Origin of the sequence: Leclercia sp. W17, assembly GCF_003336325.1 — a bacterium.
Taxonomy (GTDB): domain Bacteria; phylum Pseudomonadota; class Gammaproteobacteria; order Enterobacterales; family Enterobacteriaceae; genus Enterobacter.
The window spans coordinates 3,581,710-3,599,237 of sequence record NZ_CP031101.1; the positions used below are offsets into that span (position 1 = coordinate 3,581,710).

10 protein-coding genes are annotated in these 17,528 nt (G+C 62.3%); 1 reads left to right on the plus strand and 9 read right to left on the minus strand.

From position 1 onward, the window contains the following. Window positions 1-42: 42 nt before the first annotated feature. Genes entF through fes form a run of 3 tightly spaced genes read right to left on the minus strand, consistent with a single transcriptional unit; the run spans window position 43 to window position 5,335 of the window. Window positions 43-3,909, minus strand: a complete 3,867-nt coding sequence (entF, locus tag DVA44_RS17800) for an enterobactin non-ribosomal peptide synthetase EntF (RefSeq protein WP_114387705.1) — start codon at window positions 3,907-3,909, stop codon at window positions 43-45. After that, the gene (locus tag DVA44_RS17805) at window positions 3,906-4,118 is read right to left on the minus strand and encodes an MbtH family NRPS accessory protein (RefSeq protein WP_114388448.1); all 213 of its coding nucleotides are present in this window, start codon (window positions 4,116-4,118) and stop codon (window positions 3,906-3,908) included. The genes entF and DVA44_RS17805 overlap by 4 nt, the downstream gene beginning before the upstream one ends. Before the next feature lie 14 nt (window positions 4,119-4,132). After that, complete coding sequence (gene fes, locus DVA44_RS17810) at window positions 4,133-5,335, minus strand: enterochelin esterase (protein WP_114387706.1); 1,203 nt, start codon at window positions 5,333-5,335, stop codon at window positions 4,133-4,135. Between the two features lie 254 nt (window positions 5,336-5,589). Between fes and DVA44_RS17815 the strand changes: the two genes are divergently transcribed. Next, window positions 5,590-7,830, plus strand: a complete 2,241-nt coding sequence (locus tag DVA44_RS17815; protein ID WP_114315666.1) for a TonB-dependent siderophore receptor — start codon at window positions 5,590-5,592, stop codon at window positions 7,828-7,830. A 299-nt stretch (window positions 7,831-8,129) separates the two neighbouring features. On the opposite strand, the gene DVA44_RS25725 is transcribed toward DVA44_RS17815, so the two are convergent. The 6 genes from DVA44_RS25725 to hydN all read right to left on the minus strand — a co-directional run bounded on the left by DVA44_RS25725 (window position 8,130) and on the right by hydN (window position 17,454). Beyond that, entirely contained in the window at window positions 8,130-8,414 is a 285-nt protein-coding gene (locus tag DVA44_RS25725; protein ID WP_114315667.1) for a hypothetical protein, read from the minus strand. A gap of 751 nt (window positions 8,415-9,165) precedes the next feature. Continuing rightward, window positions 9,166-11,313: a formate dehydrogenase subunit alpha gene (fdhF, locus tag DVA44_RS17840; RefSeq protein ID WP_114387707.1), complete on the minus strand. Its 2,148-nt coding sequence runs from the start codon at window positions 11,311-11,313 to the stop codon at window positions 9,166-9,168. Window positions 11,314-11,463: 150 nt separating this feature from the next. Continuing rightward, window positions 11,464-12,477 carry a HoxN/HupN/NixA family nickel/cobalt transporter gene (locus DVA44_RS17845; RefSeq protein WP_371413872.1) on the minus strand — a complete coding sequence of 338 codons (1,014 nt, stop codon included), beginning with the start codon at window positions 12,475-12,477 and terminating at the stop codon, window positions 11,464-11,466. Between the two features lie 20 nt (window positions 12,478-12,497). Further along, window positions 12,498-14,720, minus strand: a complete 2,223-nt coding sequence (gene hypF / locus DVA44_RS17850; protein ID WP_114387709.1) for a carbamoyltransferase HypF — start codon at window positions 14,718-14,720, stop codon at window positions 12,498-12,500. Then, window positions 14,721-16,871 (minus strand): formate dehydrogenase subunit alpha, encoded by a 2,151-nt coding sequence (gene fdhF / locus DVA44_RS17855; protein ID WP_114387710.1) that lies wholly within the window; start codon window positions 16,869-16,871, stop codon window positions 14,721-14,723. 37 nt (window positions 16,872-16,908) lie between these two features. Beyond that, window positions 16,909-17,454: an electron transport protein HydN gene (hydN, locus tag DVA44_RS17860; protein ID WP_114315672.1), complete on the minus strand. Its 546-nt coding sequence runs from the start codon at window positions 17,452-17,454 to the stop codon at window positions 16,909-16,911. Between the last annotated feature and the right edge of the window lie 74 nt (window positions 17,455-17,528).

Consider the following 17,528-nt stretch of genomic DNA (forward strand, 5'->3'; position numbering starts at 1 on the left):
GAACCGTAGGCCCGGCAAGCGCAGCGCCGCCGGGCGTTGTTGCTACCCCAATATTTCCTTCAACACCGGGCCGATTTGCTCAAACGCCTGCGGGGAGATGATCTCCACATGGGCGCAATCCTGATGGTAGACCTCTAACTCCCCTACCCACGGCGCCCAGGCCTTGTGCGGATCCATCGTTCGTGTGCGTTCCGCAACAAATAGCGTCGCTTTGCCGTCAAAGTTGGAACTGTGCGCCGTGGTCAACAGGCGTACCGCATCGGCGTAGTTACCCTCGATGGCGCTAAACAACTCCCCGGATGCCTGTCCCTGCTGGGCAGCGAGAAATGCCTGTCGCTCACGTTCAATCTCCGCTAAAACCTCAGGATCCAGGCCGTTGGCCTCTTTTTCGGACCAGTTTTGCGTCTCCGGCGGCCAGGTGTCGAGCAGGCCGAGGAATGCCACCTCTTCTCCCTGCGCGCGCAGGCGGGCGGCGATCCCCTGGGCCAGGGTGCCGCCCAGCGAATAACCAAACAGATAATAAGGCCCGTGCGGCTGTTGAGCCCGGAGCGTCGCCAGATGGTGCTCGATCACCTCGTCCAGGGTAGCGCAGTTTTGCATTGGCCCCGGGCGCGGCGACTGAATGCCAATGATCGACCAGCGCGAACTCAGGTAGCGGGCCAGGACGCTGAACTGCCAGGCAAAACCGGAGGCGGGATGGAAGCAGAACAGCGTCGGGCCGTGGCTTTCGCGCAGAGGCAATAGTGTCTCGTAACCCAGACGCTGAGCCTGCTCGTCGCTGATGTCGGATGCCAGTAGCGCGCTCAGCTTGCCTACCGTCGGGGCCACCATCACCTGTCCTGGCGTAACCTGGCGGGCAAAGTGGCGGCTGAGGCTGGCGGCAAGACGCATCGCCAGCAGCGAGTGGCCGCCGAGGGCGAAGAAATCCGCCTCGATGTCGTTAATCTCACACCCCAGCAGGGCGTAAAACGCCGCGGCAATGGTCCATTCGGTGTCGGTTTCCGGCGGGCGCCCCTGGGCTTTAACCGTCAGTTCCGGCAGTGGCAGCGCCTTGCGATCCAGCTTGCCGTTGGCGCTGAGCGGCAGGTCACTGAGCTGCAATAACACTACAGGCACCATGTGCGGCGGCAGTTGAGTTTTAAGGGTATTTAACAGCGCATCACGATCCAGCGGCAGGCCGGATTCCGAAACCACGTAGCCCACCAGTTGCCGGGCATCGCCGCCGGTATCTGCCGCCTGATTGATGACGCAGGCGTGGGTCACCGCCTGGGCCACGTCCGGCAGGGTCAGCATCGCCCGGTCGATTTCACCCAGCTCGATGCGCTGGCCGCGAATTTTCAGCTGATCGTCGCTGCGGCCCAGATACTCCACCGCGCCGTTATCCAGCCAGCGGGCCACGTCCCCGGTGCGGTACATGCGCTCGCCGGGGGCAAAGGGGTCAGCGATAAAGCGGCTGGCGGTCAGATCCGGGCGGCCCAGATAGCCCTGTGCCAGCTGAATGCCGGTGAGGTACAGATCCCCTGCCACGCCGAACGGCACCGGGCGCATCATCCCATCCAGAATGCGCAGGCCGGTGTTCCACACCGGGAAGCCAATCGGCACGCTATTACCTGTCACCCGTGCCAGTTCCGGGCCATATGCCGGATACCAGCTGACATCCACCGCCGCTTCGGTGGGGCCGTACAGATTATGCAGCGGCACCTGGGTGAGCTGCTCCCACTCCCGGCACAGGGCGGTGGGCAGGGCTTCGCCGCTACAGAACACCTGCTTCAGGCTGGCGCAGCAGGCAACATTTTCCGGGGTCAGCGACGCGACAAAGGCCGCCAGCATCGAGGGGACAAAGTGGGTGGTGGTGACGCCATATTTCCCGAAGAATTCCTGCATCGCCAGCGGATCGCGGTGCGCCTCCGGCTCGGCCATCACCAGCTTCGCCCCGGCGATAAACGGCCACCAGAACTCCCATACCGAGACGTCAAAGCTGCACGGCGTTTTTTGCGCCACCACGTCTGCGGCGGTGAGCGGGTAGTGGTTTTGCATCCACAGCAGGCGATTGACGATGGCGGTCTGGCCGACCATCACCCCTTTCGGTCGTCCTGTCGAGCCAGAGGTAAAGATGATATAGGCGGTCTGTTCCGGCCTGCTCAGGTGCAGAGGTGTGGCATCCGCCGCAGGCAATAGTATGTTGTAACTAAAAATCGCCACCGGCAGATGGTCAAAGCGCGGGCGCTGGTCGTCGGTAGTGATCAGCAGTGAGGGTTGCGCATCCTCGATCATCATCTGCAGGCGATCGTCGGGATAGCCAGTGTCCAGCGGCAGCCACGCGGCCCCCACTTCGACAATGGCGTGCAGGGCCAGGGTCAGGAACACCGAGCGCGGGAGCGCCACCGCCACGCTGTCGCCGGGCTTCACCCCGCGTTCACGCAGCAGGTTCGCCAGGGCCACCACCTGCTCGCGCATCTGGCGGTAGGTCAGCTCGTATTGCGCATCGGCCAGCGCCGGGGCGTCCGGGGTTTTCGCCGCCTGCTCCGCCACCAGCCCGCTCAGGGTGGTATGCGGCAGCGGAACCGCGGTCTGGTTAATCTTTTTCAGCTGTTGATATTCGGCATCAGAGACCGTTTCGGCCTCGCCGCAGCGCAGGTCGCTGTTAGCGGCAAACTGCGCCAGCAGCCCATGCAGGCGCTCGACGTGGCGCACCAGGGTGGCCTCGTCGTAACGCTGTTTATTGGCGAGGATCTCAATACTCAGCCCGCCCTGCTCGTCCGGGAAGAGCGCCATCTCCAGATCGTTGACCGGGCCGGTGGCGAGGGTATGGGTCACCGCCTGAACGCCGTCGATATCCAGCTGATAGTCGAAGACCTTGACGTTAAACACCGGGCCAAACAGCGCCTCGTCACTGGCGGCACGCCCGCTGTCGCGGACGATCTGCTCGGCGTCGTAACGCTGATGGCCGCGCATCTTTTTCATCTGCCCCGCCAGGCGCTGGGCCAGTTCCGGCAGCGTCTCCTGCGGGTTGATGTTCACCGCCAGCGGCAGGACGTTCAGCACCGGGCCGGTGGCGGTGAGTGCCGCGGAGCCCATCCGGCGCATAAAGATAAACCCGGCGGCATAACTCATCCGTCCGGTCAGGCGGGCGAGCCACAAGGCCACCAGGGCCAGAGCAAGGTCGGTGCGCTGGCTCTGGCTGTTATTCGCAAGCTGGCTGAAGGCCTGGCGATCGGCGGTCAGCTTCAGGTGCAGAATATCAGTTGTGGCGGCGCGCCCCGGCAGCGGCGCGCTGGAGAGCGACACCGGCGGCGGCAACTGCTTGCGCTGCTCCGCCCAGAAGGCGCCGTCGCGGGCCCAGGCCTCGCTCTGCTGGTAGCGCTGATACTCCTCCACCACTTCAGCAAAGGGGGTAAACGGCGATTCCGGCGTGGCTTCCCCCTTAGACCAGGCGCGGTAAATGGCGGCGATCTGCCGGGTAATGGCCGGGAAACTGAATCCATCCACCACTAAATGGTGATAGCGCTGATACCAGTACCAGCGGTTATCCGCCACCTGAAGCAGCTGGTGGAAGGCCAGCGGCTGGCCGCTGTCGACGCGCAGGTTCTGGTTGAGGTCGCCCTGCATGGTTGCCAACGCGGCGGCATGCGGATCGGTGTGGTGGCGCAGGTCGATAATCTGCGGTTCCGGCAGGGTAGCACTCTCGTCCACCCACTGCCCGATCTCGCCGTTATCCTCGGTAAACCGCATGCGCAGGGTATCGGCCTGCATCATGCCCGCCACCACCGCTTTCGCCAGCAATGGCGCATCCACCGGGCCGGTCAGCTCGACATAGTGGGCCACGCTCCAGGCGTTGGGCAGGTCGGAGAGCTGTTCCGCCATCCAGATCCCCGGCTGGGCCGCCACGAGAGGGTGTTTTACGCTCATGGAGTCACCTGTGCAAAATGGGCCGGGCTCAGGGTTTGCCAGTGGGCCGCCAGCCACTGCTGACAGGCTTCCTGCGACTGTGCCTCACACACCACGCGCCAGCCTTCAGGCATAGCGCACTGCTGCGGCCAGAGGCTGTACTGCTGTTGGGCATTTTGCACAATGGCGAACAGACCCTGCGGATCGTCGAAGGGGTTACTGAATTCCATACCAGACTCCATTATTAAATAAGCGGCTGCCAGAGAGTCATCAGCCCCTGCGTCAGCCCTCCCCGCCAGCAAAGTGCATCATGTCCGCCTTCCACCGGACGCCAGAAAACCGGCTGCTGTGTCTGCTGTAGCTCGGCATACAGCGCCTGACAGGCGCGAAAAATCAGCGGCTCACGTCGCCCCGCCTCAAGGACGATGCGCAGCCCCTGGGCTGAAAGTTGTTGGTTTTTGAATTGTTCAATAATCACGCCCTCCTGCTTGCCGCCGCGATGTGGCCACCAGAACGACCCCGACTGGCTGAGCACGCAGCCAAAGCGCTGGGGCCAGTGCAGCCCGGCATAAAGCGCCGAGAGGCCGCCAAAACTCTGCCCGGCGACCACGGTGCGATCGGCGCGGTCGCTGAACGGCGCCAGCGCCTGCACCTGCGGCAGTAGCTCCTCCTGAACGGCGAGCCAGAAATCGGGATTACAGGGTAGCTCGCGGCTGCGATGGTCGGTGTCGATGACGTCGATCAGCACGTAGACCGCAGGCGGTAACTGACCATCGAGGGTGAGCGCCGTCAGCGCGGGCCAGACCGGCATGCTTTCGGCCCAGAACTGGCCGTCGAGCAGCACCGCCAGTGGACGTTCCTGCGGATTCTGTTCGCCGGTAGTGAAGATCCATACCCGGCGGGTGTTGCCGAGCCTTGCGCTCTGCCAGGTGATGCACTGCGCCGGTTGATGCGGGGTATCCGGCCGATCCCAGCCAGGCTGTAGTGGCGCCTCGGGCATTTCGAGAGCCGAGACCGGATGGCCGCGTCCGCCGCGCCAGTGCTGCGGGTTGCGCGGATCGGCGATAGCCTTTGGCAGCAGCCTGCGCCAGCCTTCGCGCAGGGCCATGCGGTCCGGGGGATCGCTGGCAAACACTGCATCCGCAAAGTCGTCGTCGCGTTCAGAGGGGATAAAACAGTAGCTGCCGCGCCAGTGGGGGCTGAACTTGCCCTGCCACTGCCAGACGTCGGTGCCATTAATGCGCTCCAGCGTCTGGGGGCGGGCGTTATGGTGATGATCGGTCACGCCGGTGATATAGAGCCAGACCCTTTTTAGCGGCGAGGTCTGCTCTGTGCCCTGCGGGTCGCGCCAGCAGAACGTCACCCGATAATGATCCCCCTCCCGCACCCGGTCGGGCCCCTGTTTCGACTGCCACCAGGCATCACTTCCCGTTTCCAGCGTCGTCACCGATTCAACCCCATGATTTGTTCTGAATTGTTGATTAAAGATAAACAATATCGATAATATTATTGATAACTATTTGCATTTGCAATAGCGTATGGGCGCGCTGTGGGAAGCGCGAACAGTTAATAACCATGCTCTGCGCTGCGTACTGACTCAGGATCGAGGGGTTTTCGCAGACTGCGGGCGATATCCTTCCGCCGCCTCACCCATTCGGGACGGAGCCATGAGGCATGCGGCATCGAAAAGCAGGACATACAATGAATAATAAGCTTCACTCGCTGACCTTACTGGTCAATCTGGGAATTTACGGTGTGGCACTGCCTGCGATGGCAGCCGAAACCGCCGGGCACGAAGATACCATGGTGATCACCGCCGCCGAGCAGAACCTGCAGGCGCCGGGCGTCTCCACCATTACCGCGGATGAGATCCGTAAAAACCCGTCGGCGCGCGATGTGTCGGAGATCATCCGCACCATGCCGGGCGTTAACCTGACCGGTAACTCCACCAGCGGCCAGCGCGGCAACAACCGTCAGATTGATATCCGCGGCATGGGCCCGGAAAACACCCTGATCCTGATTGACGGTAAGCCGGTGACCAGCCGCAATTCCATCCGTCTGGGCTGGCGCGGCGAGCGTGACACCCGCGGCGATACCGGCTGGGTGCCGCCAGAGATGATCGAGCGTATCGAAGTGATCCGAGGCCCGGCGGCGGCGCGTTACGGTAACGGCGCGGCAGGCGGCGTGGTGAACATCATCACCAAAAAGGTCAGCAACGAGTGGCATGGCTCCTGGAACACCTATCTGAATGCCCCGGAGCACAACGAAGAAGGCTCCACCAAACGCACCAACTTCAGCCTGAGCGGCCCGCTGAGCGACGCTTTCAGCTTCCGTCTGTATGGCAACCTGGATAAAACCCAGGCCGACGCCTGGGATATCAACCAGGGTCATCAGTCTGAACGTACCGGCGCCTATGCCGACACGCTGCCCGCCGGACGTGAAGGCGTGGAGAATAAAGACGTGAACGGCGTGCTGCGCTGGGAATTTGCCCCGATGCAGGCCCTGCAGTTCGAAGCGGGCTACAGCCGCCAGAACAACCTCTATGCCGGGGATACCCAGAACACCAACAACGACAACAGCAGCAACGGGCTGGTGAAGAAAAATTACGGCAAAGAGACCAACCGGATCTATCGCCAGAACTTCGCCCTGACCTGGACCGGCGGCTGGGATAACGGCATCACCACCAATAACTGGGCGCAGTACGAGCACACCCGCAACTCCCGTCTCGGCGAGGGGCTGGCGGGCGGTCTGGAAGGGCTGTTCAACAGCGATAAGTTCACCGACACAGACCTCTCCGACGTGATGCTGCACAGTGAGATCAACCTGCCGATCGACTTTATCGTCAACCAGAACCTGACCCTGGGCGCCGAGTGGGATCAGCAGCGGATGAAGGATATGTCCTCCAACGGCCAGGCCCTGCAGGGCGGCGCCATTGCGGGAATGAGCGATAATCGCAGCCCTTACTCCGATGCGGAAATCTTCTCCCTGTTCGCTGAAAACAACATGGAGCTGACCGACACCACCATGCTGACCCCGGCGCTGCGCTTCGATCATCACTCCATCGTCGGCAACAACTGGAGCCCGTCCCTGAACCTTTCCCAGGGGCTGGGAGATGATTTCACCCTGAAGATGGGCATCGCCCGTGCCTATAAAGCGCCGAGCCTCTACCAGACCAACCCGAACTACCTGCTCTACAGCAAAGGCCAGGGCTGCTATGCCAGCGCCGACGGCGTGGGCTGCTACATGCTGGGTAACGAAGATCTGAAAGCGGAAACCAGCATCAACAAAGAGATTGGTCTGGAGTGGAAACGCGACGGCTGGCTGGCGGGCGTGACCTGGTTCCGCAACGACTACCGCGACAAGATTGAAGCGGGCTATGCGCCGATCGGCCAGACCTCTGCCGGGAGAACCCGCACCGATATTTATCAGTGGGAAAACGTGCCGAAGGCGGTAGTTGAAGGGCTGGAAGGCACCCTGAATGTGCCGGTCAGCGACGCCATCAACTGGACCAACAACATTACCTATATGCTGCAAAGCAAGAACAAGGAGACCGGCGACCGTCTGTCGATCATCCCGGAGTATACGCTGAACTCCACCCTGAGCTGGCAGGTGCAGCAGGATGTGTCGTTGCAGTCGACCTTTACCTGGTACGGCAAGCAGCAGCCGAAGAAGTACAACTACAAAGGTCAGCCGGTGAGTGGCTCTGAGAAAGACGAAGTGAGCCCGTACAGCATCGTCGGCCTGAGCGCGACCTGGGATGTGACCAAATATGTGAGCCTGACCGGCGGCGTGGATAACGTCTTTGATAAACGCCAGTGGCGTGCGGGGAATGCCCAGACGACGGGGAATGCGACGACGGGGGCGTATATGTATGGTGCGGGGGCGTATACCTATAATGAACCGGGACGGACGTGGTTTATGAGTGTGAATACGCGGTTCTGATGGTTTAGGTCGGGTGGCATGGGGTATATGCGGCGGCTGTAGAGGTTCCGTTCACTTCCGGAGCCGTGCTTCTCTGTTACCGCCGAACCGGTGAACGTGCCAGGGTGGCTCAATCGCCACCACCCTGGCAACCCGGGCTCCCGGCAAGAAAATCGCCGCTTCGCGGGTTGTTCGCCCCATCCCTGGGGCTTACCCCTTCGGGGCCAGCGCAAGCGCTGTCCAAAATTGCTCCCGGCAATTTTGTCCTCAGCTTATTCCTTCAGGCTTTCGGGTCGGGCACCAGCCTGCATCCCTGCAGGCTATGCCCTCTCGGCGCATCCCTGCGCCTCGCCCCGGCCTTCCGGAAACGCTTCGGCGATTTTCAGCCGGACCAGGAAGCCGCTGTAAGGTCTTTGTTTTTTTGTTATTTCTTCATCGCTGTTTTTTTGGTTTTGTAGGCCGGGTAAGGCGAAGCCGCCACCCGGCGTTGTTGTCGTGCTGCGCCCACGCCCGGCGGCGCTACGCTTGCACGGGCCTACAAAACACAAAACCTGCACCAGCAAAATCACAGCACTGAAGAATCGTAAAAAGAATAAATGACCCACAGCGATGCCCGTGTCCGGCTGAAAATCGCTGAGGCGTTGACCGCAGGCCGGGGCGAGGCGCAGGGACGCGCCGAGAGGGGGCGACCTACAGGGATGTAGGATCGCCCCCGACCCGAAAGCCGAAGGGAATAAGCCGAAGGGACCGCGTAGCGGCGATTTTCGTTGCCGGGAGCCGGGGTTGCCAGGGGGGAGGCGGCGAGCCCCCCTGGCACGTTCACAGGTGACGCGGTTTACAGAGAAGCAGCGAACGCAAGGTGAACGGAACCCCCTCCACCGCCACATATTCCGCCACCCAACCCCAACCCCCGCCCGGCGGCGCTACGCTTGCACGGGCCTACAAAACACAAAACCTGCACCAGCAAAATCACAGCACTGAAGAATCGTAAAAAGAATAAATGACTCACCGCGATGCCCATGTCCGGCTGAAAATCGCTGAGGCGTTGACCGCAGGCCGGGGCGAGGCGCAGGGACGCGCCGAGAGGGGGCGACCTACAGGGATGTAGGATCGCCCCCGACCCGAAAGCCGGAGGGAATAAGCCGAAGGCACCGCAACGCGGCGATTTTCCTGGCCGGGAGCCGGGGTTGCCAGGGGGGAGGCGGCGAGCCCCCCTGGCACGTTCACAGGTGACGTGGTTAACAGAGAAGCAGCGAACGTATGGTGAACGGAACCCCCTCCACCGCCACATATTCCGCCACCCAAGCCCAGCCCCCGCCCGGCGGCGCTACGCTCGCACGGGCCTACATCCCCCCATCACCCAACTGCCATCTCCCTAAGATGCTTCTTCAGCTTATGATACTCATCAATCACATACTGTTCCGCAGCCTGCTGGTCAGCAATCGCCTCCACACGCACGGCGCAATACTTATACTCCGGCGTTTTGGTAATCGGGCTCAGGTTCTCCGTCACCAGCTCATTACAAGCCCCGATCCACCACTGGTAGGTCATATAGACCGCCCCTTTGTTCGGACGATCGCTCACCTGCGCACGGGTGATGACTTTGCCTTTACGCGAGGTCACCCACACCAGCGCTTCATCCTCGATGCCCAGACGTGCGGCGTCCGCCGTGTTGATCTGCGCATAGCCCGGTTCATCGGCCAGCGCCGCCAGCGCCGCACAGTTCCCGGTCATCGAGCGGCACGAGTAGTGCCCCACTTCACGCACGGTTGAGAGCACCAGCGGATACTCCTCCGTCAACTTGTCGATCGGCGCGACCCAGTCGCAGGTATAGAGCTGCCCCAGCCCGTTAGGGGTGGAGAATTCCTTCTCGAACAGGTAATCGGTCCCCTGATCGGCCTCGGACTCGTCCCGGCACGGCCACTGGATATAGCCCAGCTCGCCCATCTTCTCGTAGGTGGCACCATAGAAATCCGGACACAGATGACGCAGCTCATCCCAGATCTCCTGGGTGTTGTTGTAGTGCATCGGGTAGCCCATCCGCGTGGCAATTTCGCTGATGATCTGCCAGTCCGTTTTCAGGTCCCACTTCGGCTCAACCGCTTTAAAGAAGCGCTGGAAACCGCGGTCGGCGGCGGTGTAGACCCCTTCGTGCTCACCCCAGGAGGTGGACGGCAGGATCACATCCGCGGCAGCGGCGGTCTTGGTCATAAAGATATCCTGCACAATGACCAGTTCCAGCCCCTCAAACGCCTTACGCACCGCAGAGAGCTCGGCGTCCGTCTGGAGCGGATCTTCTCCCATGATGTACGCCGCGCGCACTTCCCCGTGGGCCACCCGGTGAGGCAGCTCGCTGATGCGATATCCGGTATGGGCCGGCAGTGAATCCACGCCCCAGGCTTTGGCAAACTTGGCCCGGTTTTCCGGGTTATTGATGTACTGATAGCCCGGATAGGTATCCGGCAGCGCACCCATATCACACGCGCCCTGCACGTTGTTCTGCCCGCGCACCGGGTTCACCCCTGCGTACGGTTTGCCGAGGTTGCCGGTCAGCAGCGCCAGGCTGGTGAGCGACCGCACGGTTTCCACGCCCTGGTAGAACTGGGTCACGCCCATGCCCCAGAGGATCGCCGCGTTTTCAGCCGCCGCGTACATCCGCGCCGCCTGGCGGATCTCCGCCGCGCTGACCCCGGTGATTTCTTCAACGGATTCCGGCGTATAGCCTTCGACGATCTTGCGATACTCTTCGAAGCCCTCGGTACGCGCCGCCACAAAGGCGCGGTCGTAGAGTTCTTCTTCAATAATCACATGCCCCATCGCGTTGAGCAGCGCGATGTTGGAGCCGTTTTTCAGGGCCAGGTGCATATCGGCGATGCGCGCGGTTTCGATTTTGCGCGGATCGCAGACGATAATCTTCGCCCCGTTGCGTTTGGCTTTGATCACGCGGTTCGCCACGATAGGGTGCGAATCCGCCGGGTTGTAGCCAAAAATAAAGACCATGTCCGCTTTTTCAATGCCGACAATGGAGTTGCTCATTGCGCCGTTACCGACCGACTGGTGCAGACCTGCAACCGATGGGCCGTGTCAGACGCGCGCGCAGCAATCGACGTTGTTAGTGCCGACTGCCGCGCGGGCAAATTTTTGCATAATGTAGTTGGTTTCATTCCCGGTACCGCGGGATGAACCGGTGGTCATGATCGCGTCCGGGCCGTGCTCAGCCTTAATGGCGCTGAGCTTGCTGGCAACATAGTCCAGCGCTTCGTCCCAGGAGACGGCTTCCAGCTTGCCGCCGCGCTCGCGTCGGATCATTGGCGTCTTCAGGCGCGGGGTGAGAATTTTGGTGTCGTTGATAAAATCCCAGCCGTAATACCCCTTCAGGCAGAGATCGCCCTGGTTGGTTTTACCCTGTGCTGCTTCAGCCTTGACGACTTTGCCGTTATTGACCACCAGGTTGATTTTGCAACCCGATGCGCAATAGGGGCAAACCGTGACGACTTTCTTCATCGGTGTTACTCCGTTGGTAATATGTCCCCAGCGGTATGCATTAACTATGCCAGCCTTAGAATTAAAATTAAGTAATTGAAAAGAAGAGGGATAAATGGCGGGAAGGGGTCCGTTCGTCAAAAGTGTCATGACGAACGGACAGCGGTGACGTTAGCGTACGACCAGGGCGTCGTAGTCTTTAAAGCGGTAGTTGATTAACGAGATAACCCAGCAGGCGACAAACAGCCCGACCACGATAAACCCGGCGTTGCCGAGATTATCGTTCAGCGCCGCGACGCCGTTCCACAGGCCACCTTCAAGACCCAGCTTATCCGCCAGCAGGCCCAGCGCTTCCAGCCCGCCGATAAACAGCGCCACCACCACCGAGGTGCCGGTGATGGTCATGTTGTAGTAGAGCTTGCGCTGCGGCTTGTTGAAGGCCCAGCCGTATGCGCCCACCATAATCAGGTTGTCGAGGGTGTCGATGAGCGCCATGCCGCTGGTGAACAGCAGCGGGAAGACCATGATTGCCCACACCGACATGCCGCTGGAAGCACCGGCCGCGGAGATCCCCAGCACCCCGATCTCGGTGGCGGTATCAAACCCAAGGCCAAACAGGAAACCCACCAGATACATGTGCCAGCTGCGGGTGACCAGGCGAAACGCCGAGCGGAACAGCCAGTTCATCACCCCGCCGCGGGCAAACGACACCGTTTCCGGCACACTTTCGCCGCGCTTCATTTTGTTAAAGCTGCCCCAGACGTCGCGCAGAATAACCAGGTTGACCAGCGCCATCGCCAGCAGGAAAAAGGCGGAGACCGCCGTGCCGATGGTGCCGCCGGTTTCGTGGAACCATGCCATATTGCGGCTGAACGCCGTAGCGGTGGCGGCGATGGCAATGGAGACCAGCACCACAATCGTCGAATGCCCCAGCGAGAACCAGGCCCCCACGCCGCAGGGACGCTTGCCCTGCTGCATCATCTTGCGGGTGACGTTATCGATGGCGGCAATGTGGTCGGCATCCACCGCGTGGCGCAGGCCATAGCACCAGGCCAGCAGGCTGGCCGCCAGCAGCGATGGCGTGGCGTGAAAGAGGTAGAACGCTAGCCCCCAGGCGAGAATATTGGTTGCGATTAACGCCAGCATCAGCGCCAGGGCTTTGGGATGGTTATTGAAATATTTCATGTACATAGTCAGATCCAGATTCAAAGAAAAGTCGCGGCGGCAATCACTGCCTGCCCAAAAGCCACCGCCCCGTCACCGGCGGGAAGCCGCCCGGGAAACAGCACGGTAAAATCGTTCAGCCAGAACTGCAGACGCTCGCGCAGCAGGCGGTTGTGCAGCACCCCGCCGCTGCAGACAACGGTGGAGAGCGCCAGCCGCCGGGCATGTTCGCCCGCAAGGGTCGCCAGCCCTTGGGCCAGCGCGTCGTGAAAGGCCCACGCCCGGGCGTTGTCCGGCGCCTGCCAGCCGAGCCACTGGCGCCAGAAGGTGGCCATATCCAGCTCGCCGTCGCGCACCGGCATCGTGACCGGGTGGCTTTGCGGCGCGGCGCTCAGGGCCAGGGCTTCCAGCCGACAGGCGGCCTCCCCTTCGTAGCTGATCTGTTCCGGGGCGCAGTTGAGCGCCGCGGCCACGGCGTCAAACAGCCGCCCGGCGGAGGAGGCCAGCGGCGCATTCACTCCGCGCTCAATCGCCCGGGCCAGCGGCTGCCAGGGTTTGTTCAGAAGGTGGGTGGCCTGGGGCAGCGTCCGCCACTCGGGGACAAACGCCTGCCACTGGGCCAGTAGGTTGCGCCAGGGCTGGCGCGCCGCCAGATCGCCGCCGGGCAGCGCCACCGCCGGTAGCCCACCCAGCTTTTCGCAGGTGCGGTAGTTCACCCGCAGGCACTCCCCACCCCACAGCGCGCCGTTTTCCCCCTGGCCGATACCGTCCAGCACCAGGGCGATGAGATCCCCGCCGTCCCGCGGCCAGCCGTGTTCCGCCATGCAGGCCGCAGCGTGGGCGTGATGATGCAGCACCTGATGCTGCGGATAGGGCATCTGCTGACCGAGCTGCGTGGCGCGGTAGCCAGGGTGGGCATCGGTCACCACCCGCTCGGGGGTAAACTGCCAGATAGCCTGAATGGTGGTCAGGGCCTGCTGCCACTGACGTTCGGCATCTTCATCATGCAGATCCCCCAGATGCTGGCTCAGCACCGCCTGGCCGCCACGCACCAGGCAGAAGGTATTTTTACGATCCGCCCCCAGGCAGAGCAGCGACGGGGCCTGTTCAAAACCGGGCGGCAGGGGCAGCGCATCCGGCACAAAGCCTCTGGCGCGGCGCAGCATTTCCCCGCTGGCGCGCATCACCGAGTCGTCCATGCGCTGGACGATATCGCGGTTATGGAGCAGCCAGCCGTCGGCGATCCCGGCGAGATCGCGCAGTGCCTGCGCGTTGGTGAGCGCAGGCGGGCAGCCGTTCAGGTTGCCGGAGGTCATCACCAGGGGGCGATCGAGATCCTGCATCAGCAGATGCTGGAGCGGATTGGCGGCCAGCATCACCCCCACCTCATTAAGCCCGGGGGCGATGGCCTCGCAGAACAGAGTGTGTTTTGCCACCAGCACCACCGGCGCGGCCGGGGAGCGCAGCAGCGCCTGCACGTCGTCAGGCAGCCATGCGGCGAGACGCGCGGGGATCATCACCGCCAGCGGCTTGGTCGGGCGGCGTTTACGTTCCCGCAGCCTGTTTACCGCCGCAACGTTTTGCGCATCGCAAGCCAGATGGAAGCCCCCCAGCCCTTTTACCGCCACGATCACGCCCTGTTTCAGCATCAATACGGCGGCCTTCAGGGCGGCTTCCCGCTCCTCACGCGCCTCGCCGCACACCCAACTGACCTGCGGCCCACATTCCGGGCAGGCCACCGGCTGGGCGTGAAAGCGCCGGTCCGCCGGGTTGCGGTACTCCGCCTCGCAGGCCGGACAGAGCGCAAACCCCGCCATGGTGGTGGCCGGGCGGTCGTAGGGCATCGCCCGGATAATGGTGAAGCGCGGCCCGCAGTGGGTGCAGTTGATAAACGGGTAGCGGTAGCGGCGCTCGCGCGGGTCGTTCATCTCCGCCAGACAGGCCGGACAGGTGGCGGCATCCGGCACCACCTGGGTGGTCATCTGGCTGTGGGCGCTGGCACGGATGGTAAAATCCACCGGAGGCTGCGCCCAGCGCCAGGGCTGCTCATGGATATTGTCGATACGCGCCAGCGGCGGACAGCCGACGGCAAGCTGGCGGATAAAGGCCTGCGCCCCACCGACGAGACGCACCTCCACCCCTGCCCCGTCGTTGCAGACGTCGCCCTTGAGCCCCAGTTGCTGGGCCACCTGCCAGACCCAGGGGCGGAACCCCACCCCCTGGACTTTGCCGCGAATGCGCACCCGCGTGCCGTTTGTACTCATTTAACTCTCCACCGCCTCACGCAGGCGGGTTTTCATGTCGCGATAGGTGGTCTGGGCGTAGCGTTCCGCCCAGGGCTGATCGGCGATGGCGTCGATTTTGACGGCGCAGTATTTGGTTTCCGGTGTTTTCGAGACCGGGTCAAGATTGTCCTGGGTCAGCTCGTTACAGGCGCCGATCCACCACTGATAGGTCATGTACACCGCCCCCTGGTTGATGCGCTCGTTGACGTCCGCCCGGCTGATCACCTTCCCGCGGCGGGAGCTGACCCACACCAGCTGGCGATCCTGAACGCCCAGTTTTGCAGCATCCTGCGGGTTCATCTGCACAAAGCCCGGCTCGTCTGCCAGGGCCTGCAGCGCGGCGCAGTTGCCGGTCATGGAGCGGCAGGAGTAGTGCCCCACTTCGCGCACGGTGCAGAGCACCAGCGGGTATTCATCGTCCGGCACTTCCGCCGGCTTGCGCCACGGGGCGGCAAAAAGCTGGCCTTTGCCGTTCGGGGTGTCGAAGCGGTTATCCGCATAGAGCCACGGCGTGCCGGGATGGTCGAGGGTCGGGCAAGGCCACTGGACGTGCCCCATCTCACCCATTTTTTCCCAGGTGACGCCGTAGAAGAGCGGGCAGAGCTCGCGCATCTCGTCCCAGATCTGCTGGTTGTCGCGATAGTGCATCGGGTAGCCCATCTCTGTGGCGATCAGGCTGATGATCTCCCAGTCGCGCTTGACGTTGCCTTTTGGCTCAACGGCTTTTTCAAAGCGCTGGAAGCCGCGGTCGGCGCAGGTAAAGACCCCGCCATGCTCGCCCCAGGAGGTGGCGGGCAGCAGCACGTCCGCCGCCTCGGCAGTTTTGGTCATGAAGATGTCCTGCACCACCACAAAATCGAGGGCCGCAAAGCCTTTGCGCACCAGGCCCAGGTCCGCCTCGGTCTGGAGCGGATCTTCCCCCATGATGTAATACGCTTTGACCTTACCCTCCAGGGCGAGGTGCGGCACCTCGGTGATGCGCACGCCCACCTGGTCATCCATCCGTGCAGGATCAACGCCCCACGCCCGGGCGAACTTCTCCCGCACCTGCGGGTCGGTCACATCCTGGTAGCCGGGGAACTGGTTGGGTATGACCCCCATGTCGCAGGCACCCTGGACATTGTTCTGACCGCGCACCGGGCCGACGCCGCAGTGTTCGCGCCCGAGGTTGCCAGTGAGCAGCGCCAGGGTTGAGAGCCCTTTCACCACGTCCACCGCCTGCCCGAACTGGGTGACGCCCATCCCCCACATCACGGTGGCGGATGGCGCGGCGGCGTAGATGCGCATCGCATCGCGGATCTGCCGGGCGCTGACGCCGGTAATGCCCTCGACGTTTTCCGGGGCGTATTCGCGCACCGTCTCGCGCAGCCTCTCCAGCCCGTCGGTGTAGCGCGCCACGTAGTCGCTGTTGTAGAGGTTCTCCTCCAATAGGGTGTAGATGAAGGCATTCACCAGCGCCATATTGCAGCCGTTTTTGATCTGCAGATGGCGGTCGGCGATGCGCGCGGTTTCGATTTTACGCGGATCGCAGACGATCACCTTCGCGCCGTGCTGTTTCGCCTTGATCACCCGCCGGGCGACAATGGGGTGCGAGTCGGCGCAGTTGTAGCCGAAGATCAGCAGACATTTTGAGTGCTCGATATCGCTGATGGAGTTACTCATCGCCCCATTGCCGAGCGTCTCCTGTAGCCCGGCCACGCTCGGGCCGTGACACACCCGGGCGCAGCAGTCGACGTTGTTGGTGTTGAGCACCCCGCGGGCAAACTTCTGCATCACGTAGTTGGTTTCGTTCCCCGTTCCGCGGGACGAGCCGGTGGCCATGATGGCCCGCGGGCCATACTTCGCCTTGATCTCTCCCAGCCGCTTCGCGGTATAGCGTATGGCCTCCTCCCAGGAGACCGGCACAAACTTGCCGCCCTTCTGGTAGCGGATCATCGGCTGCGTGAGGCGCGGCGTCAGGATGCGGGTGTCGTTGAGAAAGTCCCAGCCGTAGTAGCCCTTCAGGCACAGCTGGTTCTGGTTGGTCACCCCCTCTGCCGCTTCGGCACGGACGATTTTGTTGTTCTCAACGACGAGTTTTAATTTGCAGCCCGCACCGCAGTAAGGGCAAACGCTGGTGATTTTTTTCATCAGTAACAGACCTGCTAAAAGTGAAAAGAGAAAATGCTTACAGCATCATGGAAGAGACAGTGTCCAGCGCCGCCCGACGGCGTTTCTCCTGGCTCAGCTGCTCAAGTTTTTGCCTGTCGATGCAGACAATGGCGTTGGTCGGGCAGGCCTGCACGCAGGCCGGACCGTCCGGCTGGTGGTAGCAGAGATCGCACTTGTTGGCTTCGGCCTTCTCCGACATCACGTTCAGCCCGCTACCGATGCTGCGCACAACCGGACGCAGGACCACTTCCATCGCGCCGTACGGGCAGGCCACCACGCAGGTTTTGCAGCCGATGCAGCGCTCCTGGTGGACGTGAACAAAATCGTTATCGCGGGTAATCGCCCCGTTCGGACAGACGGTGGCACAGGGAGCATCTTCGCACTGGCGGCACATGGTGGCGGTGGAGACGTTGACGCCTTTAATGACGTGAATACGCGGCAGGAAGTTCTGCGGGGTCAGCGACGCGCAGTCCTGGGTGTCGTGATGGGAAACAACGCAGGCCACTTCACAGGTACGACAGCCGATGCATTTGCTGGCATCGGCAATGATAAAGCGATTCATCCTTTAACTCCGGCTGGGTAATAAGCGGGAGGGGGTATGCATAAATCGCGCCAGAAATTATAGCGTTGAATTTA

Coding starts and splice junctions, on each gene's coding strand:
- DVA44_RS17815 (WP_114315666.1), top strand. CDS start 5,590: ATGAATAATAAGCTTCACTCGCTGACCTTACTGGTCAATCTGGGAATT.
- hypF (WP_114387709.1), bottom strand. CDS start 14,720: ATGAGTACAAACGGCACGCGGGTGCGCATTCGCGGCAAAGTCCAGGGG.
- DVA44_RS17805 (WP_114388448.1), bottom strand. CDS start 4,118: ATGGAATTCAGTAACCCCTTCGACGATCCGCAGGGTCTGTTCGCCATT.
- DVA44_RS17845 (WP_371413872.1), bottom strand. CDS start 12,477: ATGAAATATTTCAATAACCATCCCAAAGCCCTGGCGCTGATGCTGGCG.
- fdhF (WP_114387710.1), bottom strand. CDS start 16,871: ATGAAAAAAATCACCAGCGTTTGCCCTTACTGCGGTGCGGGCTGCAAA.
- hydN (WP_114315672.1), bottom strand. CDS start 17,454: ATGAATCGCTTTATCATTGCCGATGCCAGCAAATGCATCGGCTGTCGT.
- entF (WP_114387705.1), bottom strand. CDS start 3,909: ATGAGCGTAAAACACCCTCTCGTGGCGGCCCAGCCGGGGATCTGGATG.